This window comes from Tsukamurella serpentis (assembly GCF_054780975.1).
On the sequence record NZ_BAAGVH010000005.1, the window covers coordinates 113,108 to 134,166 of the forward strand.

The window sequence follows — 21,059 nt, forward strand, 5'->3', positions numbered from 1 at the left end:
CCGGCTACCCGGAGTTGCGCAGCGCCGTCGCCAGCCCGTTCATGGTGAGCAGGATGCCGCGCTGCAGCAGCGGATCCTGATCCCCCGAACGGTACCGGCGCAGCAACTCCACTTGCAGGTGGTTGAGCGGTTCGAGGTACGGGAACCGGTTGAACACCGACCGCTTCAGCGCGGGATTGTCGGCCAGCAGATCGTCCGTCTCGGTGATCGCGAAGTACATCTCGATGGTCCGACGGTGTTCGTCGGCGATCTTGCCGAAGACCCGCGCACGCAGGGCCTCGTCGGGAACGAGTTCGGCGTACCGCGCCGCCAGGCCGAGATCGGACTTGGCGAGCACCTGCGCCATGTTCGACAACACCGTCCGGAAGAAGGGCCAGCGCCGGTACAGCTCACGCAGTCGTTCGAGCCGCTGCGGATCACCCCCGATCCAGGTCTCGAACGCCGTTCCGGTGCCGTAGAAGCCCGGCAGCATCACTCGCGAGAGCGACCACGACATCACCCACGGAATGGCCCGCAGGTCCGAGATCTTCGAGGTCTGCTTCCGGGAACTGGGACGCGAGCCGATGTTCAGCGCACCGATCTCGGCCACCGGGGTGGAGGTGGTGAAGTACTCGACGAAGCCGTCGGTGCGGTGCACCAGATCGCTGTAGGCGTCGCGGGCCAGCGCGGCGAGTTCGTCGAGCACGGCGTAGGCGTCCTCGGCGCCGGCACCGAGCCCCTCGACGTCCAGCAGCGACGATTCCAGCGTCGCCGCGACCAGCGACTCCAGGTTCCGCACCGCACGCGCCGGCTCGGCGTACTTGGCGGCGATGATCTCGCCCTGTTCGGTCAGCCGCAGAGAGCCGCGCACCGCACCCGGCGGCTGGGCCAGGATCGCCTCGTAGCTCGGCCCACCGCCCCGTCCGACGGTGCCGCCGCGCCCGTGGAACAGGCGCAGGGTGATCCCGGCATCGCGGGCCATCGCCACCAGCTCCAGTTCGGCGCGGTACAGCGCCCAGTTCGCGGCCAGATAACCGCCGTCCTTGTTGGAGTCGCTGTAGCCGAGCATGATCTCCTGCAGCGAGCCCTTGCTCGCGACCAGGCTGCGGTACACGGGTACCGCGAGTGCGGCGGCCATCGTCGCTGCGCCCTGCTGCAGATCCTCGATGGTCTCGAACAACGGCACGATGTTCACCGGGCACTGCGCGCCACCGTCGGTGTCCGGGAGCAGCAGGCCGGCCTCACGCAGCAGCACCGCCGCTTCGAGCAGGTCCGAGACCGAGGTGCACATGGAGATGATGTAGTTCGGGATCGCCCCGGAACCGAGCGTCTGCACCGCCCGGGCGGCGGCACGCAGTACGCCGAGTTCCTTGGCGGTCTGCTCGGAGAACTCGGCGCCCGGTCCCACCAGGGGCCGGCGCAGCCGCAGCTCGTCGGTGAGCAGCCGCACGCGTTCGGTCTCGTCGAGCGAGGCGTAGTCCGGATGTACACCGGACCACGCGAACAGCTCGGCGACGGTCTCCTCGTGCACATCGGAGTTCTGCCGCATGTCCAGACCGGAGAGGTGGAAACCGAACGTGTGCACGGCCTCACGCAGGTCCTGCAGCCGGTCGTCGGCGATCAGGCCGTCGCCGCCGGCACGCAGGGAGGCGTCGACGACGCCGAGATCCGCGAGCAGCTCCGACGGTGCCCGGTACGCCTGCGCTCCGATATCGGCGCGGGCGTCGAGCAGTTCGTCCACCAGCGCGTCCGCGGTCGCGGTCAGCCGGCCCCGGATCCCACCCAGCGCCCGCCGGTACGGCTCGTCCGCGCGTTGCGGCGTCGAGTCCCAGGCGGCCAGGTCGAGCAGGGCGTCGGAGACGGTGGTCAAGCGGGAGCTCAGCGCGAGTTCCTGTTCCAGGACCAACAGCTCCCGCAGGTAGTGGCCGATCGCCGTGGCGGCGGCCCGCCGGGTGGCACGGGTGACCACCTCACCGGTGACGTAGGGGTTGCCGTCGCGGTCGCCACCGATCCACGAGCCCGGCCGCAGGATCGGCTCGGCCAACAGCGGCACCCCCGGGTACAGCGCGCGCAGACCGTGCCGCACGTCGTGATTGATCTGCGGCATCACCTGCAGGAACGCGGCGTCGAAGTAGCGCAGGCCGTTCTCGATCTCATCCTGGATCCGCAGCCGCTCCAGCCGAACCAGAGCGGTGTTCCACAAGGTCAGGACCTGCCGTCGCAGGGCGATCTGCACCTGCTCCTCGTCGGCGGGATCGAGCTGCTCGCGCTCGCGACGACGCATCAGTTCCGAGATCCGGTGCTGGGTGTCGAAGACAGTGCGCCGGCGGGTCTCGGTGGGATGAGCGGTGATCACCGGGGCCACCAGGGCGTGACGCAGGGTCCGGGCGACGTCGGCACCGTCGAGTCCGGCCTGCTGGAGCAGGTGGTAGGTGTGTGCGAGGGACGATTCCTGCGGCGGTTCGCCGGCTCGCACGTGCACCGCACGGCGACGCTCGCGGTGCAGGTCCTCGGCGAGGTTCGCCAGCAGGGCGAAGTGCGAGAAGGCGCGGATCACCGGGATGGTCTCGGCGGTGGAGAGCCCGGAGAACATCGCGGCCACTTGGTGTCGTTCGATCTCGGAGCGGCGCACCGCGAAGGACTCCTTGCGGGCCTGCTCGACCAGATCGAAGATCCGCTCACCGGCCTGTTCCCGGACGGTGTCGCCGAGGATCCCGCCCAGCAGCCGGATGTCCTCGCGCAGTGGTTCTGTTGCGGCACGCTCGGGGTCACTGGTCATGCCGACCAGCATGCACCGACTCGCGGACACCTGCATCGCGACCGGATACGGAAAAGCGCCGCGGGAGTACCCGCGGCGCTCGTTCGCTCGTCTGCGTCTCTAGGTGCTGAGCTTGATGCTCAGCGTGACACCGATGATGCACACCGCCCAGATCAGGCCCACGAAGATGGTGACCCGGTCCAGGTTCTTCTCGACCACCGAGGAGCCGGACAGTGACGACTGCACACCGCCGCCGAACAGCGACGACAGGCCGCCGCCCTTACCGCGGTGGAGCAGAACCAGCACCACCAGCAGCAGGCTCAGCACGACGATGGCGATCTTCAGCACCAGCTGCAAAGTTTCCACGAGGATCCAGTGTACCTTCCGGTCGGGGTCGGTCGATCAGGGCGGTCTCGGGGCGCACCTCGGAGTCGAGTGCTGCGTGCGCCCTTACCGGTACCGCAGTGCGGTCAGAGCGGTCCGCCCGCGGCGATGGCACTGAGCGCGGCGAACTCGTCCGGCTTGAGGGAGGCACCGCCGACGAGGCCACCGTCCACATCGGGCTGGGCGATCAGTTCGCCGATGTTCTTGCTGGAGACCGAGCCTCCGTACAGCACCCGGATTCCTGCGGCCACGTCGGCGCCCCCGAGCTCGGCGATCGCCGCGCGTACCGCCGCGCACACCTGCTGCGCGTCCTGCGGCGTGGCCACCTTGCCGGTACCGATGGCCCAGACCGGCTCGTAGGCGATCACGATCTTGGCCAGATCATCGGCTCCCAGGCCCGCCAGGGAACCCTTGAGCTGCGCGACGTTGAACTCGACCTGCTCCCCGCGCTCGCGGACGTCGAGCCCCTCGCCGATGCAGACGATCGGGGTCAGACCGTGTCGCAGCGCCGCCTTGGTCTTGGCCAGGACGGTCTCGTCGGTCTCACCGTGGATGGTGCGTCGTTCACTGTGCCCGACCACCACGTAGGTGCAGCCGAGCTTGGCGAGGAAGGCGCCGGAGACGTCACCGGTGTACGCACCGGCGTCGTGCGGCGAGAGGTCCTGCGCCCCGTAGGTAATCCGCAGGTCGTCACCGTCGACGGCGGTCTGCACCGATCGCAGATCGGTGAACGGCGGCAGCACCGTCACGTCGACGTGCCCGAAGTACTTCTCCGGCAGGGCGAAGGCGAGCTTCTGCACCACCGCGATCGCCTCGAGGTGGTTGAGGTTCATCTTCCAGTTGCCGGCGATCAGCGGTTTGCGGCTCATGCCGGGCTCCGCTCCAGCACGAGCAGGCCCGGCAACTGCTTGCCCTCGAGGTACTCCAGGGAGGCACCGCCGCCGGTGGAGATGTGGCTGAAACCGTCCTCGTCGAGTCCGAGGGTGCGTACCGCCGCGGCGGAGTCACCCCCACCGACGACGGTGAAGGCCCCGTTGGCGGTGGCCCTGATGACGGCCTCCGCCACGGCCTTGGTGCCCGCGGCGAACGCCGGGAACTCGAAAACGCCCATCGGTCCGTTCCAGAACACGGTCTTGGCCTCGGTCAGCACGGCACCGAAGCGCTTGGCCGACTCCGGACCGATGTCCAGGCCCATCCACCCGTCGTCGATCGCATCCGCGGCGACGGTCTTGGACTGCGCATCGGCAGAGAAGGCGTCGGCGACGACCACGTCGACGGGCAGGTGCAGCACATCGCCGTACTCCTGCAACAACTGCTTGCAGGTGTCGATCTGGTCCTCCTGCAGCAGCGAGGAACCCACCGAGCAGCCCTGCGCGGCGAGGAAGGTGAAGGCCATACCGCCGCCGATCACCAGCGTGTCGACCTTCGGGGCGAGGGCACGGATCACACCCAGCTTGTCGGAGACCTTGGAGCCGCCGAGCACCACCGCGTACGGACGCGAAGGGGTCTCGGTGAGCTGAGCGAGTACCCGCACCTCGGCCTCGACCAGGCCACCGGCGAATGCGGGCAGCAGCTTCGCGACATCGAAGACCGATGCCTGCTTGCGGTGCACCACACCGAAGCCGTCGGAGACGAAGGCCCCGGGGCCGGCGTGCGAGGAGACGTCGACAAGTTCGGCGAGGTCGCGGGCCAGCGCCTCCCGCTCCGCGTCGTCCTTGCTGGTCTCGCGCGGGTCGAAACGCACGTTCTCCAACAGCAGCACGTCACCGTCGGTGAGGCCCTCAGCACGGGCGAGCGCGTCCTGGCCCACCACGTCGCCGGCGAGCTGGACGTTGCGGCCCAGGCGCTCCCCCAGTTCCTTCGCGACCGGCGCGAGGGAGAACCGGCGGTTCTGCTCGACCCCGTCGGACGGCACGGGGCGGCCCAGGTGTGCGGTGACGATCACCTTGGCACCGGCCTCGGCCAGCGCGGTGATGGTGGGCACCGAGGCGATGATGCGGCCTGGGTCGGTGATCGCACCATCGTCGTCGAGCGGCACGTTGAGGTCACTGCGAACCAGGACGGTGCGGCCCTCGACACCCTCGGAGAGCAGGTCGGAAAGAGTGGAAACGGTCATCAGAGCGATTTACCTACCAGATCAGTCAGGTCGACGAGGCGGTTGCTGTAGCCCCATTCGTTGTCATACCAGGAAACGACCTTAGCCTGATCGTCGATCACCTTGGTCAGGCCGGCGTCGATGATCGAGCTGTGGGGGTCGGTGACGATGTCCGAGGAGACGATGGGCGCATCGTAGTACTTCATGATGCCCTGCAGCCGACCCTCCGAAGCAGCCTTGAGCGCCGCGTTGATCTCCTCCGCCGTGGCCTTCTTCTCCAGCTCCACGGTGAGGTCGACGACCGAGCCGGTGGGTACCGGCACGCGCAGTGCATAGCCGTCGAGTTTGCCCTTGAGCTCCGGCAGCACCAGGCCGATGGCCTTGGCCGCACCGGTGGAGGTGGGCACGATGTTCAGTGCGGCCGCGCGGGCTCGGCGCAGGTCCCGGTGCGGGCCGTCCTGCAGGTTCTGGTCCGCGGTGTAGGCGTGCACAGTGGTCATCAACCCGTTGACGATGCCGAACTCGTCGTTGACCACCTTGGCCAGCGGCCCCAGGCAATTGGTGGTGCAGGAGGCGTTGGAGATGATGTTCTGGCTGCCGTCGTAGCGGTCGTCGTTGACGCCCATCACGATGGTGATGTCCTCCCCCGAGGCGGGTGCGGAGATGATCACCTTCTTGGCGCCGGCGTCGAGGTGGCCCTGGGTCTTGTCACGGGCGGTGAAGACGCCGGTCGATTCGACCACCACGTCGACGCCGAGATCGCCCCACGGCACCGCGGACGGTCCCTCTCGCACCGCGAGCGCGGCAATGGCCTGGTTCCCGACCCGGATGGTCTCGCCGTCGGCGACCACGTCCTGGTCGAAGCGCCCCAGAATCGAGTCGAACTTGAGCAGGTGGGCGAGGGTGGCGTTGTCGGTCAGATCGTTGACCGCGACGATCTCGATGTCGGTGCTTCCGAGAGCCTTCTGGGCGGCGACCGCCCGGAAGAAGTTGCGGCCGATCCGGCCGAACCCGTTGACGCCTACGCGAACAGTCACTGTAGTGCTCCTTCGAGTGAGGAATACCGGTCCGACCAGCCTAGCGCTCAGCGGCGCGTGGCGCCGTGGCTACAACCGCTCTCCCGGGCGTCGCTCAGCCCTCGTCGAGCATGTCCGCGGTGACCGCGGATTCGGTGTCCGGGACACCGTCGGCGGCGGCGCGCTTGTCCGCCATCGACAGCAGTCGCCGGATGCGTCCGGCCACCGCGTCCTTGGTCATCGGGGGGTCGGCGAGCTGTCCCAGTTCCTCCAGGGAGGCCTGACGGTGCTGCACACGCAGAGCTCCCGCCTGCGCCAGATGGTCGGGGACGTCCGAGCCGAGGATCTCCAGGGCACGTTCCACGCGGGCGGCGGCGGCGACCGCGGCGCGGGCCGAGCGCCGCAGGTTGGCATCGTCGAAGTTGGCCAGACGGTTCGCCGTCGCCCGGACCTCGCGCCGCATCCGGCGCTCCTCCCACACCAGCCGAGTGTCGTTGGCGCCCATGCGGGTCAGCAGTGCACCGATCGCCTCGCCGTCGCGGACCACCACGCGGTCGGCGCCGCGCACCTCGCGGGCCTTCGCCGTCACGCCGAGCCGGCGAGCACACCCGACCAGGGCCAGCGCCACCTCGGGACCGGGGCAGGAGACCTCCAGCGCACTGGACCGGCCCGGCTCGGTCAGCGAGCCGTGAGCCAGGAAGGCACCGCGCCACGCGGCCTCGGAATCGTGTACCGATCCACCGACGATCTGCGACGGAAGCCCGATGACGGGACGGCCCCGCAGGTCCAGCAGACCCGTCTGCCGAGCCAGGGCCTCACCGTCCTTGACCACGCGAACGATGTACCGCGCGGCCTTGCGCAGGCCGCCGGCGCCGAGCACGTGCACATCGGAGTTGTAGCCGTAGAGGTCCAGGATCTCCTTGCGGATGCGGCGGGCGATGATCCCCATGTCGACCTCCGCCTCGACGATCACCCGGCCACCCTGGATGTGCAGGCCACCGGCGAACCGCAGCAGCGAGGCCACCTCGGCGCGCCGAGCGCTCACCTGGGTGATGGAGAGCCGACTGAGCTCGTCCTTGACCTGGGATGTCAACGCCACTCCGACGTCCTTCCGGCTACGCGTGCGGATTGTCTCAGCAGGCATTCACTGTAGGCCATCGCTCCCACCGAGGGGGACGACGGTCTCAGGGCACTGCCGGTGACCTCCGCGATCGCCGTCCCGCGGCCGCGGTCAGCCGTCCAGAACGGCCCGCAAGCCCCGGGCCAGAGCAACGGGATCGTGCTGGTGCGAGCCGGGGACTCCCACATCCACGAAGTGCGGCCGGGCTCCGAACAGGGCGGTGGCCCGGATCAGGTGTTCCCGCTCGGCGCCGGGCGGGACGGTGGCGGCGTCGACGATCACGTCGTCGAACTCCAGTCCGGTGGCGTGGGCGGCGAGGACGTGCAGATGCCGTTCCGGTGAGTAGCCACCGGTCTCCTCCGGCTCCGGCGCGAGGTTGAGGATCAACACCCGCCGGGCGTCCGTGCGCCGCAGCGCCTCCAACTGTTCGGGGACCAGGACGTGCGGGATCACCGAGCTGAACCAGGAGCCCGGACCGAGCGTGACCATGTCCGACACCTCGATCGCCTCGATCGCCTCCGGACAGGCCTGCGGGTACGCCGGTTCCAATCGCACGCGGCGCACCTGACCGGGGGTGACGGCCACCGCCACCTGCCCTCGAATCACCCGCGAGAGCCGCGGGTCGTCCTCGAGGCCGGTCACATCGGCTTCGATGCGCAGCGGCCCGGGGACCATCGGGAGCACCCGGCCCTGGACTCCGAATCGTTCGACGATCGCGTCCAGCGCGTCGACCGGATCGCCGAGCACCTCGCACAGCCCGGCCAGCAGCAGGTTCCCCACCGGGTGTCCGGCCATCGCACCGACGCCGCCGAAACGGTGCTGCAGGACACCGGCCCAGAACTCCCCGCGGTCGTCGTCGGGCATGAGCGCGGCCAGGGCCATGCGCAGGTCTCCCGGCGGGATGATCCCGAGCTCGCCGCGCAGCCGGCCGGACGACCCGCCGTCGTCGGCCACGGTGACGATGGCGGTGATCTGCGCGTCGAGTTCGCGGGCGGCACGCAGGGTCGCGAACAGACCGTGACCGCCACCGAGCGAGGCCACTTTCAGTGCTGTCATTCCAACCCCAGATCCCGGTGCGCGGCACGGACTTCGATGCCGGGCTTTCCGGCGAGCCGGCGTACCAGTTCTTCCGTCATCGCCACGCTGCGGTGCTTACCACCGGTGCAGCCGATGCCCACGGTCAGATAGGTCTTGCCTTCGCGGCGGTAGCCCGCGAGCAGCGGATCGAGCAGTCGGGTGTAGGTGTCGAGAAAGCCGGAGGCGCCCGGCTGCCCGAGGACGTACCCGGAGACCTGGTCGGTGAGCCCGTTGAGCGGGCGCAGTTCCGATACCCAGAACGGGTTCGGCAGGAACCGCACGTCGAGCACCATGTCGGCGTCGAGCAGGATGCCGTTCTTGAAGCCGAAGGACTCGACGGTGACCGTGACGGTGCCCGAGCGCAGCGTGCGGAAGGAGTTCTCGATGGTCTCCCGCAGGCGTGCCACCGACAGACTGGAGGTGTCCAGTACGAGGTCGGCGGTCGACCGGATCGATTGCAGGATCTGGCGTTCGGCGCTGATCCCCTCGGCGAGGGTGCCGTTGCCCTGTAGCGGATGCTTGCGCCGCACCTGCTCGAACCTGCGGATGAGCGTCTCGTCCGAGGCGTCGAGGAACAGCACCCGGGGTTCGATGTCCTTCTCCGCCAGTTCCCGGCGGATGTTGGCGAAGTCGCCGGTGAAGGTGCGGCTGCGGACGTCGGTGACGATGCACAGCCGGTGGATGCGCGACTCGTCCGCCAGGGAGATGTCGACCATGTTGCTGATCAGGGCGGGGGGAAGGTTGTCGGCGACGTACCAGCCGAGGTCCTCGAGCACCTTAGCCGCGGTGCCGCGCCCGGCACCGGAGAGGCCGGTCACCAACAGCACGTCCATGGGGCCGTCACTGCGGTGCTCACCGACGGTCCGCTCCTCCGCACGCGTGCTCGGCTCTCCGCTCGGGTGCACGGCCCTCCTCGCCTTCGTCGCTCCTGATACCCAGCCTAGCCATGTCGGGCGGTTCCCGCGGCGCGTAGTCCACCCCCGCCGCAGCGGCCTTGCGCCTACAGTCGTCACCGTGTCCTCCCCGCTGCGCTCCCGTGCGCTCATCGCGTCGTCCGTTCTCGCCGTCATCGCCTCGTCCGGACTCGCGGTGAGCGCTCCGGCGTCCGCCGCGCCCGGCAGCGACGGACTGGATCCGGCTCTGGCGCAGGCTTACTCGGCCGCGCAGCAGGCCGCCGCCGACGAAGGGGTTGCGCTGAGCATCACGTCCGGGAAGCGGTCGTGGGACCAGCAGCAGGCGCTGTGGGAGCAGGGGTCGGCGCAGTACGGCTCATCGGCCGCGGCCCGGCGGTGGGTGCTGCCGCCGCAGGAGTCGACGCACGTCAGCGGCCGGGCGGTCGACGTCGGTCCGTGGCAGAGCGCGGCCTGGTTGCAGCGGAACGGCAACCGGTGGGGCCTGTGCCGCACCTTCGACAACGAGTGGTGGCACTTCGAGCTGGTCACCGCGGCCGGCGGGGTGTGCCCGCCGACGGTGCCGGATGCGTCGATGCGCTGAAGCCGCTGCGGTTCCCTTCCCCGGCCTGCTGGCCGGTGTTAGGTTTCCTGGATACGACCATGGAGGGCACCGTGATCCGTCTCAAGCCCGCGGCCGCAGCCGCACTCGTGATTCCCTTGGCGCTGACGTCGTGCAGTACCTCCGGTTCGGGCGGCGGCCCCTCGTCGACGGTGGCGGTCGCGGCGGCCGGGTGTGATGCGGCGGGGGTCACGGGCACCATGTTCCGCCCGTCGGCGGCGGCCTCGACCGGGGCGCGGGACATCAGCACCACCCCCGAGGGTTCGTCCGGCTACCGGTCCGGCCTGCCGGTGACGAATGCGAAGAACTACGCGGTGGCCACGGCCAATCCGGTCGCCACGAAGGCTGCGTGCCAGGTCCTCGAGCAGGGCGGTACCGCCGCAGATGCCCTGGTCGCGGCGCAGACGGTACTCGGCCTGGTGGAGCCGCAGTCGTCGGGTATCGCCGGCGGCGCCTTCCTGCTGTATTACGACGCGAAGTCGCAGAAGGTGCAGGCCTACGACGGACGTGAGACCGCACCGGCCGGCGCCGACGAGAACTACCTGCGCTGGATCTCCCCGGAGGACCGAACCGCGCCCAAGCCGGATGCGCGGTCATCGGGTCGGGCGATCGGTGTGCCGGGCGCTGTGCGACTACTCGAAGCGGTGCACAGCGAGCACGGCAACCGGAGCTGGCGCGAACTGTTCGATCCAGCTGTGCGGATCGCCGATGACGGCTTCGAGATCAGCCCACGCCTGGCCGGGGCGATCGCCGAGGAGGCGAAGAACTTCGCCAACGACGCCGACCTGCGGAGCTACTTCCTCGAACCCGACGGCGCACCGAAGAAGGCCGGGGTACGGCTCACCAATCCCGCATACGCGAAAACCCTGGGCGCCATCGCCTCCGAAGGAGCGAAGGCCTTCTACACCGGTGCCATCGCCGAGGCGATCGTGGCGTCGGTGCGCGATAGCTCCGGCGGCCGTACCGCGGGCACGATGACGGTCGAGGACCTGGCCGGGTACACCGTCAAGACGCGGGAGGCGCTGTGCACCCCGTATCGGGACCGGGTGTTGTGCGGTATGCCGGCACCGTCGTCGGGTGGAATCACCGTTGCGCAGGCTCTGGGCATCCTCGATTCGTTCGATCTGTCGAAGCTGGGGCCCGCCGCGGTGAGTAACGGTGATCCCGGTCCGGACGGCGGGGTGCCGACCGCAGAGGCCGTCCACCTGATCTCCGAGGCGGAGCGTCTGGCCTACGCGGACCGCGACAAGTACATCGCCGACCCGGATTTCGTACCGCTCCCGGGTGGGTCCCCCGCTGCGCTGGTCGATCCTGCGTACCTGCGAGGACGAGCCGGATCGATCGACCGGAACAGGTCGATGGGCACCGCCGCGGCCGGCGACTTCCGCACCGGCGCACCGGGTGTGACCACCACCCCGGAGCACGGAACCAGCCACATCACGGCGATCGACAAGTACGGCAACATCGCCTCGATGACCACCACGATCGAGTCGGCGTTCGGCTCGTACCACATGGTGGACGGCTTCCTGCTCAACAATCAGCTCACCGACTTCTCCGCGGAGCCGGCTGATTCCACGGGCAAACCGGTGGCGAACCGGGTGCAGCCGAACAAGCGGCCACGCAGTTCGATGTCTCCGACGATCCTGTTCAGCCGCGGCGCCGACGGTGCCCGCGGTGACGCATTGGGCGCGCTCGGCTCCCCCGGCGGCTCGGTGATCATCCAGTACGTGATCAAGACGGTCATCGGGCTCACCGATTGGGGGCTCAATCCCCAGCAGTCGGTGGGAATGGCGAACTTCGGTGCCGCGAACTCACCGAAGACGAACATCGACAGTGGTCACCCGGCGGTCGGCGGCCCGGAGGGACAGAAGGTGATCGAACAGTTGCGGGCGCTGGGCCACCAGGTCAATGCCGCACCGCAGGTCTCCGGACTGTCGGCGATCATCGCTCAACGCGATGTGCTCGCCGGGGGCGCGGATCCGCGGCGCGAGGGGATCGTGCTGGGCGGCGGCTGATCAGTCCCGCAGCGGCACCGCACTGCCCACCACCGAGAGGTGCACATCCTCGCCCACGGCGGGCAGTTCGGTGCTGGGTAGCCGGATGGTGATCGCGGAGCCGGCTTCCAGCCGCAGGTCCACGGTGGCGTCCGGGCCGAAGAACTCGATCCGCTCCACCTGAGCGCAGGTGCCGTCGGCCGCGAGCCTGATCTGTTCCGGCCGGAGCAGCAGCTGCGCGGGTCCGCTGCCCTGGCCGGACACCGGCAGCCGGCCCAGTTCGGTCTGCGCGGCGCCGCCGGAGATGTCACCGTCGAGGATCACCACGTCACCGAGGAAGCGGGCGGTGGCGGCGGTCTGTGGGCGCAGGTACACCTCGGTGGGCGTGCCGACCTGGGCGAGGGCACCGTCACGCAGGACTGCGACCTGTCCCGCGAAGGACAGCGCCTCGGACTGGTCGTGAGTGACCAGGACCGCGGTGACGCCGGTGGCGCTGAGCACGTCCGCGACGGCGGCGCGGGTGGCCACCCGCAGTCCGGCGTCGAGCGCCGAGAACGACTCGTCGAGCAACATGATCCGGGGTCTACCGGCGAGTGCCCGCGCCAGGGCCACGCGCTGCTGCTGCCCACCGGACAGTTCGTGCGGATACCGGGCGGCCAGCCGAGTGTCCAGGGAGACCATCTCCAGCAACTCGGCCACCCGGGAAGTGACGGTGCGGCGGGTCGCCGGAAGTATCGATCGTTGCAGGCCGAAGGCGATGTTGCGGGCCACGGACAGATGCGGGAACAGGGCGCCGTCCTGCGCGACGTAGCCCACGCCGCGCCGGTGCGCGGGCACCCAGCCGGTGTCGGAGGCGAGTTCACGATCACCGAGTCGGACGGTGCCGCCATCGGGTCGGGCGAACCCCGCGACCAGGCGCAACAGGGTGGTCTTGCCGGAACCCGACGGCCCGACGACAGCGGTGATCGACCCTGCGGGCACCGTGAGATCGACGCCGCGCAGGACGGGCTCGTTCCCGAAGCTCTTGGTGAGTTCGCGTAGTCGCAGCTCGGCGCCGACGGGGCCGGAGGCGGTGTCGGTCATCTGGTTCCTCTCGGGCTGGTGCTGCCGCCGGCGGACCGTCGGGACTGGCGGAACAGCAGGTACGTGGTGGGCAACGAGAGGATCACCATGGCCAGCGCGAACGGGGCGGCTCCGGCGTAGTCGATCTCGCTGCTCTTGGCCCAGAACTCGGTGGCCAGGGTGCGGGTGCCGGTGGGCGCGAGGATCAAGGTGGCGGTGAGCTCGTTGGTCACGGCCAGGAAGACCAGGGCGGCACCCGCCGCGGCGGCGGGCGCGGTGAGTCGCAGCGTGATCCGCCCGAAGGCGACGGCGGGCCGGGCTCCGAGTCCGCGGGCGGCCTCCTCGAGCGACGGTGGCGCCTGCGCGAGTCCGGCGCGCAGTCCGACCGCGGCTCGCGGCAGGAACAGCAGCACGTACGCGAGCACCAGCACCGTCGCGCTCTGGTACAGATCGGGGAAGGCTCGGATGGAGACCGTCACCAGGGCGAGACCGATGACGATGCCGGGCATCGCGCTGCTGACGTACGTGGATGCTTCGAGTCCGCGGGTGATCGGGTTGGGGCGCCGTACTGCCAGGTAGGCGAGCGGAAAGGCGGCGGCGACGGTGAGGACGGCAGTCGCTGCGCCGTAGCCGAGGGAGGTTCCCAGCGCGTCGAGCAACTCGGTCGGTGCGGTGGTCGCCAGACCGCGGATGGTCCAGCCGATCACGAACCACAGGGGAAGGCCGAGCGCGGCGGTCACCAGGGCGGCCACAGCGAATTGGGCGGGCAGGTGATAGCCGTGCAGGGCGATCCGGGTGGGCCGGGCGACGGCACCCGATCCGACCCGGGCGTAGCGGGCCTTTCCGCGCGCCGACACCTCCCCGACCAGCAGGAGCAGGCACAGCAGGGCCAGCACACCGGCGAGCATCGACCCGGCGGTGCCGTTGAAGGTGGATTGGTACTGCACCATGATCGCGGTGGTGAAGGTGTCGAACCGGATCATGGCGAAGGCGCCGTACTCGGCGAGCAGGTGCAGTGCGACCAGAACCGCACCGCCGAGCATCGCCAGCCGCAGTTGCGGCAGCGTCACCCGGACGAAGACCCGCCACGGTCCCAGGCCCAGCGCCGCAGCGGACTCCTCCAGGGCGGGGTCGAGCCTGCTGAGGGCGGCGGCGACGGGGATGTAGACCAACGGGTAGTAGAACAGCACCGCGATCAGCACTCCGGACCACAAGCCGGCCAGCGACGGGATCGCCGAGACCCAGCCGTAGCTGCCGACGAAGGCGGGGATCGCCAGGGGCGCGGCGAGCAGCAGCGACCAGACACGGTGCCCGAACAGGGTGGTGCGTTCGACCAGCCAGGCGCCGCCGACGCCGATGAGCACCGTCAACGGCACCGCGATCACGGTGAGCAGCACGGTGTTGGTGAGCAGCTCACCGACACGGGGCCGCAGGACCAGCCGCAGGGATTCGGTCCATCCGGTGTCCACGGTCATGTAGACGACGAAGCCCAGCGGCACTGCTGCGACCGCCGCAACAACGGCGGCCGCAGCGGTGAGCAGTCTCAGAGCAGACCCGCTTCGGTCATCAGCGACACGACCTGGGGGCCGTTGAGCTTGGCCGGGTCGACGGTGGGCGCCTGCAGATCAGCCAGCGGAACCAGCTTCGGGTTCGCGGGAACACCGGAGGCGACGGGGTACTCGAACGCGTTGCCCTTCTCCAGGACCTCCTGGCCGGTCTTCGAGGTGATGAACTTCAGCAGCTGCTGAGCCTGGGCCTGGTTCTTGGAGGACTTGAGCACACCGCCACCGGAGATGGAGACGAAGGCGCCCGGGTCCTGGTTCTTGAAGTAGTGGGTGCCCACGTTGCCGGAGTTCTCGCCGGTCTTGGCCTGGTCACCGTAGTAGTAGTAGTGGTAGATCAGCGCGGTATCGACCTCGCCGGCGTTGACCGCCTTCATCGCGGCGCCGTTGCCCTTGTAGGCCTTGGAGTTCTCCTTCATCGCGCGCAGCCAGTCCTTGGTGGCCTGCTCGCCCTTGAGCTGGAGGTACGCCGAGACGATCGCCTGGAAGTCGGCGCCCGACGGCGACGCGCTCCAGCGGCCCTTCCACTCCGGCGAGGCCAGGTCGGTCATCGACTTCGGCAGCTGCTCGGGGGTGACCTTGCGCTTGTCGTACACCAGCACCGTCGAGCGGGCCGCGATGCCGGTCCACTTGCCGGTGGAGGGCTTGAGTCCGTTGTCGATCTGCGCGAGGGTCGCGGGGTCGACGTCGGCGAACAGGCCCTTGTTCTCCACCTGGGTCATCGCCGGGGAGTTCTCGGTGAGGAAGACGTCGGCCGGGGAACGGTCACGCTCGGCGATGATCTGCTGCGCGAGCTCGGAGTCCTTGCCCTGCCGGATGTTGACCTTGACCCCGGTCTCGGCGGTGAACTTCTCCACCCATTCCTTGGTGAGGGTGTCGTGCTGGGCGTTGTACAGGGTCAGCTCGCCGCCACCGGCCGTGCCGGAGCTCGACGGTGCTGCACCGTCGCCGCTCGAACCGCAGGCCGTGATCGTGAGCGAGGCTACCGCAACCAGTGCGGCCGCGAGGGTGGAGCGCTTACGCATCGACATCGTCGAATCCTTCTCTTATGCAATGAAATTGTTCCGGAACTCCGGGGTAAGGCGACGCTACACTAAGCATACTCACAGGGTGAGCACAGCCGCGAAGGACGCCGCCACGGCGACGATCGCCCCCTGCGCGGCGAATCGGCGTGCACTGATCCGGACTCCCGCGCGCCCGCAGCGATCACGCCAGAGCAACGTCGCGAGTGAGGCCCAGACGGTGACCAACGGCGCGACTCCGACGCCGATCAGCAGGGCCATCAGCCGCACCGGCTCGCCCTGCGCGGCAGGTTCGAGGGCCAGGTAGGCGGGCAGGTTGTTCACCGTGTTCGAGGCCAGTGCCCCCGTGGCGGCCAGGCGCATCAGGTCAGCGGTTGCAGTCCCGGTACCCGCGACCCGGCCGAGCGCCGCTTCCAGGCCCAGCGTCAGCGCGACCTGTACAGCTGCGAAGACGATCACCAGTATCAGCACCATCCGCCACGGCACCACCACCTCGCGCAGCCTCGCCGGGGCGCGGACGGCGAGCAGCGCGAGCAGAAGTGCCGCCGCAGCCGTCGCCGCTGCCGCCGGCGGCGCGCCGAGGAGGAAGGCGGGGCCGAGCGCCGCGCAGATCGTTGCTGCACCGGCGAACAGCACCCGGTCCGGCGGCCGCTCGAAGTTCGGCGGGCGGTAGCGCCCGCGTAGGTCGCGACGATGCAGCAGGTACAGGATCGACACCGTCACCACGATCGCCGCGGTCGCCGGTTTCCAGGACAGCGCGACATACGTGCGCACTCCGCCGTCGAGGTGGTAGACGGCGAGCAGGTTGGTGAGATTCGAGACGGGCAGCAGCAGCGAGGCTGTGTTCGCCAGCCACACGGTGGTCATCGCGAAGGGCAGCGGCGCCAGTCCCAGCCGGGACGTCGCGGCGAGAACGACCGGGGTGAGCAGCACTGCGGTGGTGTCCAGACTGAGCACGATCGTCGCCGCGCAGGCCACGGCCACCACTGCCAGCCACATCAGCAGAACCCGTCCGCGCCCGAGGCGTGCCGCGAGCACACCGAGGGCATCGAACACACCCGCCACCTGCGCGATCTCGGCGACCACGGTGATCGCGAGCAGGAAGATCAGTACCGGAGCGATCTGCTCGACCGCTGCGGAGACGCTCACGGGGCGTCTGCGCGCAGACCGTCGAGCACGGTGCGGGCGGTGGTGAGGCCGATCCCGGGGACCTCCACGATCTCCTCCAGGCTCGCGGCGCGTAGCTTCGCGACCGACCCGAAGTGCTTGATCAGAGCAGCCTTCCGCGTATTCCCCAAGCCGGGGATCGCGTCGAGCGCGCTCGTGGTCATCCGCTTGGACCGTTTGTTGCGGTGGAACGAGATCGCGAAACGGTGGGCCTCGTCGCGCACCCGCTGCAGCAGGAACAGGGCGTCGGAGCTGCGCGGGAGGATGACGGGGTCGTCGTCACCGGGAACCCACACCTCCTCCAGTCTTTTCGCGAGGCCGACCACCGCGACGTCGGTCACTCCGAGTTCGTCCAGGACGGCCTGCGCAGCGGCGGCCTGGGGTGCGCCGCCGTCGACCACGTACAGGTTCGGCGGGTACGCGAACCTGCGGGGACGGCCGGTCTGCGGGTCGATCGCGGCCTCGGGCGCGAGGTCTCCCCCGTCGGCGCCCTCGTCCTGGTGCGCGTCGGCGCGGTGCCGGAGGAAGCGGCGGCGGGTGACCTCGGCGATGGAGGCCACATCGTCGCTGTGGCCTTCGCCGGCGGCCTCCTTGATCGAATAGTGGCGGTAGTCGGACTTCTTCGCCAGTCCGTCCTCGAAGACCACCAGTGATGCCACCACGTCCGAGCCCTGTATGTGGCTGATGTCCACACACTCGATCCGCAGCGGCGCCTCGTCGAGGCCGAGGGCGTCCTGTAGGCCCTGGAGCGCCGCCGAGCGTGCGGTGAGATCGCCGGAGCGTTTGAGTTTGTGCTGGTGAAGAGCTTCGGAGGCGTTGCGTTCGACGGTCTCCATCAAGGTGCGCTTATCGCCGCGCTGCGGGATGCGCAGTGAGACCCGGGAGCCGCGCAGTTCCGTGAGCCAGTCCTGCACTTCGTCGGCGTCGTCGGGCAGAACCGGGACCAGCACCTCGCGGGGGACGGGGCTCGCTGCACCATCGCCGGACTGCTGGGCGCGCTCGGCCTCCTCGCCGTAGAACTGGGTGAGGAACTGCTCGACGAGCTCGGCGTTCTCGCTGGTCTCCGCGTCGCCCGGTTTCTCCACCACCCAGCCCCGTTGGCCGCGTACTCGGCCGCCGCGGACGTGGAAGATCTGCACAGCGGCTTCGAGGTCATCGGCGGTGAAGGCGATGACGTCGGCGTCGGTGCCGTCGCCGAGCACCACGGCCTGCTTCTCCACGGCCTTACGCAGCGCGGAGACGTCGTCGCGCAGGCGGGCCGCGCGCTCGAAATCGAGATCGTCGCTGGCGGCGAACATGTCGTTCTCGAGGTGTTTGATCAGGTTGTCGGTCTTGCCGGCGAGGAAGTCGCAGAAGTCCTCAACGGTGTGACGATGCTCGGCCGCGGTGACCCGGCCGATACAGGGTGCGGAGCACTTGTCGATGTAGCCGAGCAGGCAGGGGCGGCCCATCTGGTTGTGCCGCTTGAACACTCCTGCCGAGCAGGTGCGGGCGGGGAAGACTCGCAGCAGCAGGTCGAGGGTCTCCCGGATGGCCCAGGCGTGACTGTACGGACCGAAGTAGCGCACGCCCTTGCGACGCGGGCCGCGGTAGACGTAGAGCCGTGGGTACTCCTCGTTCAAGGTGACCGCGAGCATGGGGTAGGTCTTGTCGTCGCGGTACCGGACATTGAACTGGGGATCGAACTCCTTGATCCAGTTGTATTCGAGTTGCAGTGCCTCGACCTCGGTGGTGACCACCGTCCATTCGACGGACGCGGCGGTGGTGACCATCTGGTAGGTGCGCGGGTGCAGGCCGTAGACGTCGGCGAAGTAGGAGTTCAGCCGACTCCGCAGCGATTTGGCCTTGCCGACGTAGATGACACGGCCGTGTTTGTCCCGGAACTTGTACACGCCGGGCAGCGTGGGAATGCTGCCCGGGGCTGGGCGGTAACTCTGCGGATCGGCCACCCGTCCACCCTAGGACGGGTGGCCGACATGTCGGGTGTAGGAGGGTCGGGCGGTTCAGCCGACGGGAATCCAGATCGGCCCGAGCCAGAATCCCCAGTGATTGCGGCCCTCGTCCCAGACGGGCGTGTGCCACGCTCCCTGGCGGTAGACGGGGCCGGGCCGCCAGTTCGGGTTCTCGCCGTTCGTACGCGCCCGGTCCCGGTCGGCGGTGCGGTCACCAACAGGGCGTTCTCGGCCGTCACCACGATGGTCGTCCTGGGTGACGCCCGTGCGTCCCGGATCCGCCGACGCGATGCCTGCGCCAACCGATCCGACGCCGCCGAGTACGGCGGCGCCCAGGAGTGCTGATCCGATCAATTTCTTCATCTTGGTCATACGAAGACTGTGATCGCCCAGCCTGGATGCGCACGTACAGCGAGCTGCCGGTTTCCTCCACAGAGGCACGTCGGGCCGCCTGCACTGGGCGTCGACGTCCAGGCAGCTGCAGCTCATCCAACCTGCGATTGAACTGCATGAACATCGATGAGCTGCTTTGATTCAAACATGTCAGGCGGGCACGGCATCCTGATCGGTTGGTCCGAAAGTGGCCGGCCGCGGAACCCCGTGCATGCGCTACCGAGGGATCATCATGACCGACTTCAGCACACTCGAACCGCTCACCCGCGCGCAGACGATCACACTTCGAGGCATGGTCGAGCACGTCTGCGCCGCGCGGGGCTTGCCGTGCACACCCCACGACCACGACGCCTTCCAGGTCGGCGACGCAATCCTTGGGCTGGCCAACCTCGCTGCACACGTCGCAGACGTTCCAGAATCCGAGTGGATCGAGGTGGTCGACGCGTGGATCACCAACCTGGAGCGCATCCGCGACGCGAACGACTCCGAGGTGACGGAAGCGAACATCTACCCCCGCCTGGTTCGGAGCACGCCCCCGGCTGATGCAGATACCGATTACCCCTTCGTGGGAATCGTTCCCGGACTCTCGATGATCTTCGCCGCGGACTATCCCACCCATGTCGTCGAGCTGCTCGCCGCAGATCATTTCACCCACCTCGGCAGTCCAGTCGAGGTAGGCCGTATCGCGGTCAACAACCTGCACAGGCTGTCGGTTCCCGAGCCCCAGCTCGTCGACCTGGGAATCGACGGATCGAGCATTCCAGTCGTGGCCTTCCAGTTCAACGACTTCTTCGGACCTTCGCGACTGCTGTACGCGGCTACCTTCGCGCAGGAGCATCTGTCCTCCGCCGAACACGGTCACCTCGTCGCCGCTCCGACCCGCGACGTGCTCCTCTTCCTTCCGATCGACGCTGAAGACCTCTTCGACCAGGTGAACGTCTTCGCGAGCACCGTCGACAGCTTGTATCGGAGTGGACCCGGATCTGCGTGCGAGATCACCTACCACTTGACCTCGGCCGGCGACCTCGACGCAGTCGCCCACCTCACCGCAGACGGCAGGCTGTATTTCAGGCCGAACGAGGACTTGGCCGCGAAGTTCTTCAACCTGCCCGAGCCGGAGGCCTGATCATGCGCGTGGTCGGCAGCGTCCGCGGAGTCCACTGACGAGCGAGGTGTCGAACATCAGATGGCCACCCTCGCCGGTGATGCGCGGCCGATTACCGCGTATTGTTACAGGTGAGGCGCCGACGGGGCGAGGTCGACGATCCTGTAGTGGGGAATGCCTGCGTCGGCGTATCCGCTGCGCTTCATGACCAGGTCTACACGACGGGTTCCGGGGCACCGCACCTCGACGGCGAGCAGCACATCGGCCGCTTAGTACGGCTCCAGCGCCCCTTCGCGCAACACCACAACGTCGGGCACACGGACGGTCGCCGGGGTCTGGGCATCGAGGATGACGTCGACCTCCTCGCGCACCGCGAAACCCGCTGGAGCGGCGGCACCGATGATCGCCCACAGCCTGGACAGCGCCAGAGAGTGCTTCGAACTCGGCGGTGGCGACACGATCAGGGCCCCCTCCTGAAGCTCCGCGCGCGACGCCGTGTCCTCCCCCAAGGCGCGCCACTCCTTCAGCGAAAGGAGGTGCGGTCGGGTCGCAGCGGGCATGGCACAAGTCTAGGACGAAGTCGGGAGGTGTGTGCCTGCCTACTAGGACTGCGTTGTTTTCGCCTGTCCACGGTTCGTACGATCAGTCGCGGCGCACTCGCATCGGCGGCGGCGCGCACACCACGCGCGGCACCGGCACCGGGCGCCTTCCCTGACATTCCGGTTGTGGCGCGCACCCCAGACGTTCTTGCGCCTCGACTTGTAGAAGTCGCGCGCACGTACTACTGCTGCACGAGAGGAGCTTGCCCCGGTTCTCCGGACACCTGATCTGTAGCGTCGTTGCTACAGGAGAGGAGTCCAT

General features: G+C 68.8%; 18 protein-coding genes. 3 read left to right on the forward strand and 15 right to left on the reverse strand.

Annotated elements, in window-relative coordinates:
• Nucleotides 1-4: 4 nt before the first annotated feature.
• The 8 genes from ppc to rapZ form a co-directional block, all read right to left on the reverse strand.
• Nucleotides 5-2,758, reverse strand: a complete 2,754-nt coding sequence (ppc, locus tag ACYVHG_RS13610; protein WP_461168001.1) for a phosphoenolpyruvate carboxylase — start codon at nucleotides 2,756-2,758, stop codon at nucleotides 5-7.
• A 99-nt stretch (nucleotides 2,759-2,857) separates the two neighbouring features.
• Nucleotides 2,858-3,103: a preprotein translocase subunit SecG gene (gene secG / locus ACYVHG_RS13615; RefSeq protein WP_461168002.1), complete on the reverse strand. Its 246-nt coding sequence runs from the start codon at nucleotides 3,101-3,103 to the stop codon at nucleotides 2,858-2,860.
• A gap of 104 nt (nucleotides 3,104-3,207) precedes the next feature.
• On the reverse strand, nucleotides 3,208-3,990 hold the full coding sequence (tpiA, locus tag ACYVHG_RS13620; protein WP_461168003.1) for a triose-phosphate isomerase: 783 nt from the start codon (nucleotides 3,988-3,990) through the stop codon (nucleotides 3,208-3,210).
• Entirely contained in the window at nucleotides 3,987-5,237 is a 1,251-nt protein-coding gene (locus ACYVHG_RS13625) for a phosphoglycerate kinase (RefSeq protein WP_461168004.1), read from the reverse strand. Before ACYVHG_RS13625 ends, tpiA begins: the two co-directional genes overlap by 4 nt.
• Nucleotides 5,237-6,253, reverse strand: a complete 1,017-nt coding sequence (gene gap, locus ACYVHG_RS13630; protein ID WP_461168005.1) for a type I glyceraldehyde-3-phosphate dehydrogenase — start codon at nucleotides 6,251-6,253, stop codon at nucleotides 5,237-5,239. Before gap ends, ACYVHG_RS13625 begins: the two co-directional genes overlap by 1 nt.
• A 94-nt stretch (nucleotides 6,254-6,347) precedes the next feature.
• Complete coding sequence (gene whiA, locus ACYVHG_RS13635; protein ID WP_461168006.1) at nucleotides 6,348-7,331, reverse strand: DNA-binding protein WhiA; 984 nt, start codon at nucleotides 7,329-7,331, stop codon at nucleotides 6,348-6,350.
• A 132-nt stretch (nucleotides 7,332-7,463) separates the two neighbouring features.
• Entirely contained in the window at nucleotides 7,464-8,408 is a 945-nt protein-coding gene (locus tag ACYVHG_RS13640; protein ID WP_461168007.1) for a gluconeogenesis factor YvcK family protein, read from the reverse strand.
• A complete protein-coding gene (rapZ, locus tag ACYVHG_RS13645; protein ID WP_461168026.1) occupies nucleotides 8,405-9,262 on the reverse strand; it encodes an RNase adapter RapZ in 858 nt (285 codons plus the stop codon). The genes ACYVHG_RS13640 and rapZ overlap by 4 nt, the downstream gene beginning before the upstream one ends.
• Nucleotides 9,263-9,443: 181 nt before the next feature.
• Here rapZ and ACYVHG_RS13650 point away from each other — a divergent pair, with 181 nt between their 5' ends.
• Both ACYVHG_RS13650 and ggt read left to right on the forward strand, forming a co-directional pair.
• Nucleotides 9,444-9,923: a M15 family metallopeptidase gene (locus ACYVHG_RS13650; RefSeq protein ID WP_461168008.1), complete on the forward strand. Its 480-nt coding sequence runs from the start codon at nucleotides 9,444-9,446 to the stop codon at nucleotides 9,921-9,923.
• A 59-nt stretch (nucleotides 9,924-9,982) separates the two neighbouring features.
• Entirely contained in the window at nucleotides 9,983-11,956 is a 1,974-nt protein-coding gene (gene ggt, locus ACYVHG_RS13655) for a gamma-glutamyltransferase (protein WP_461168009.1), read from the forward strand.
• Here the strand turns inward: ggt and ACYVHG_RS13660 are convergent, their stop codons facing one another.
• From ACYVHG_RS13660 to ACYVHG_RS13685, 6 genes are all read right to left on the reverse strand, one after another.
• Complete coding sequence (locus ACYVHG_RS13660; protein ID WP_461168010.1) at nucleotides 11,957-13,018, reverse strand: ABC transporter ATP-binding protein; 1,062 nt, start codon at nucleotides 13,016-13,018, stop codon at nucleotides 11,957-11,959.
• Nucleotides 13,015-14,472, reverse strand: coding sequence for an ABC transporter permease (locus ACYVHG_RS13665; RefSeq protein ID WP_461168011.1), 1,458 nt, complete (start codon nucleotides 14,470-14,472; stop codon nucleotides 13,015-13,017). Before ACYVHG_RS13665 ends, ACYVHG_RS13660 begins: the two co-directional genes overlap by 4 nt.
• Before the next feature lie 68 nt (nucleotides 14,473-14,540).
• On the reverse strand, nucleotides 14,541-15,584 hold the full coding sequence (locus tag ACYVHG_RS13670; protein WP_461168027.1) for an iron ABC transporter substrate-binding protein: 1,044 nt from the start codon (nucleotides 15,582-15,584) through the stop codon (nucleotides 14,541-14,543).
• 78 nt (nucleotides 15,585-15,662) lie between these two features.
• Entirely contained in the window at nucleotides 15,663-16,730 is a 1,068-nt protein-coding gene (locus ACYVHG_RS13675; protein WP_461168012.1) for an SLC13 family permease, read from the reverse strand.
• Nucleotides 16,727-18,697, reverse strand: coding sequence for an excinuclease ABC subunit UvrC (gene uvrC / locus ACYVHG_RS13680; protein ID WP_461168013.1), 1,971 nt, complete (start codon nucleotides 18,695-18,697; stop codon nucleotides 16,727-16,729). Before uvrC ends, ACYVHG_RS13675 begins: the two co-directional genes overlap by 4 nt.
• 54 nt (nucleotides 18,698-18,751) lie before the next feature.
• Nucleotides 18,752-19,072, reverse strand: a complete 321-nt coding sequence (locus ACYVHG_RS13685) for a hypothetical protein (RefSeq protein WP_461168014.1) — start codon at nucleotides 19,070-19,072, stop codon at nucleotides 18,752-18,754.
• A gap of 253 nt (nucleotides 19,073-19,325) precedes the next feature.
• Here ACYVHG_RS13685 and ACYVHG_RS13690 point away from each other — a divergent pair, with 253 nt between their 5' ends.
• Nucleotides 19,326-20,219, forward strand: a complete 894-nt coding sequence (locus ACYVHG_RS13690; protein WP_461168015.1) for a hypothetical protein — start codon at nucleotides 19,326-19,328, stop codon at nucleotides 20,217-20,219.
• Between the two features lie 248 nt (nucleotides 20,220-20,467).
• Here the strand turns inward: ACYVHG_RS13690 and ACYVHG_RS13695 are convergent, their stop codons facing one another.
• Nucleotides 20,468-20,758 carry a Uma2 family endonuclease gene (locus ACYVHG_RS13695; RefSeq protein WP_461168016.1) on the reverse strand — a complete coding sequence of 97 codons (291 nt, stop codon included), beginning with the start codon at nucleotides 20,756-20,758 and terminating at the stop codon, nucleotides 20,468-20,470.
• Between the last annotated feature and the right edge of the window lie 301 nt (nucleotides 20,759-21,059).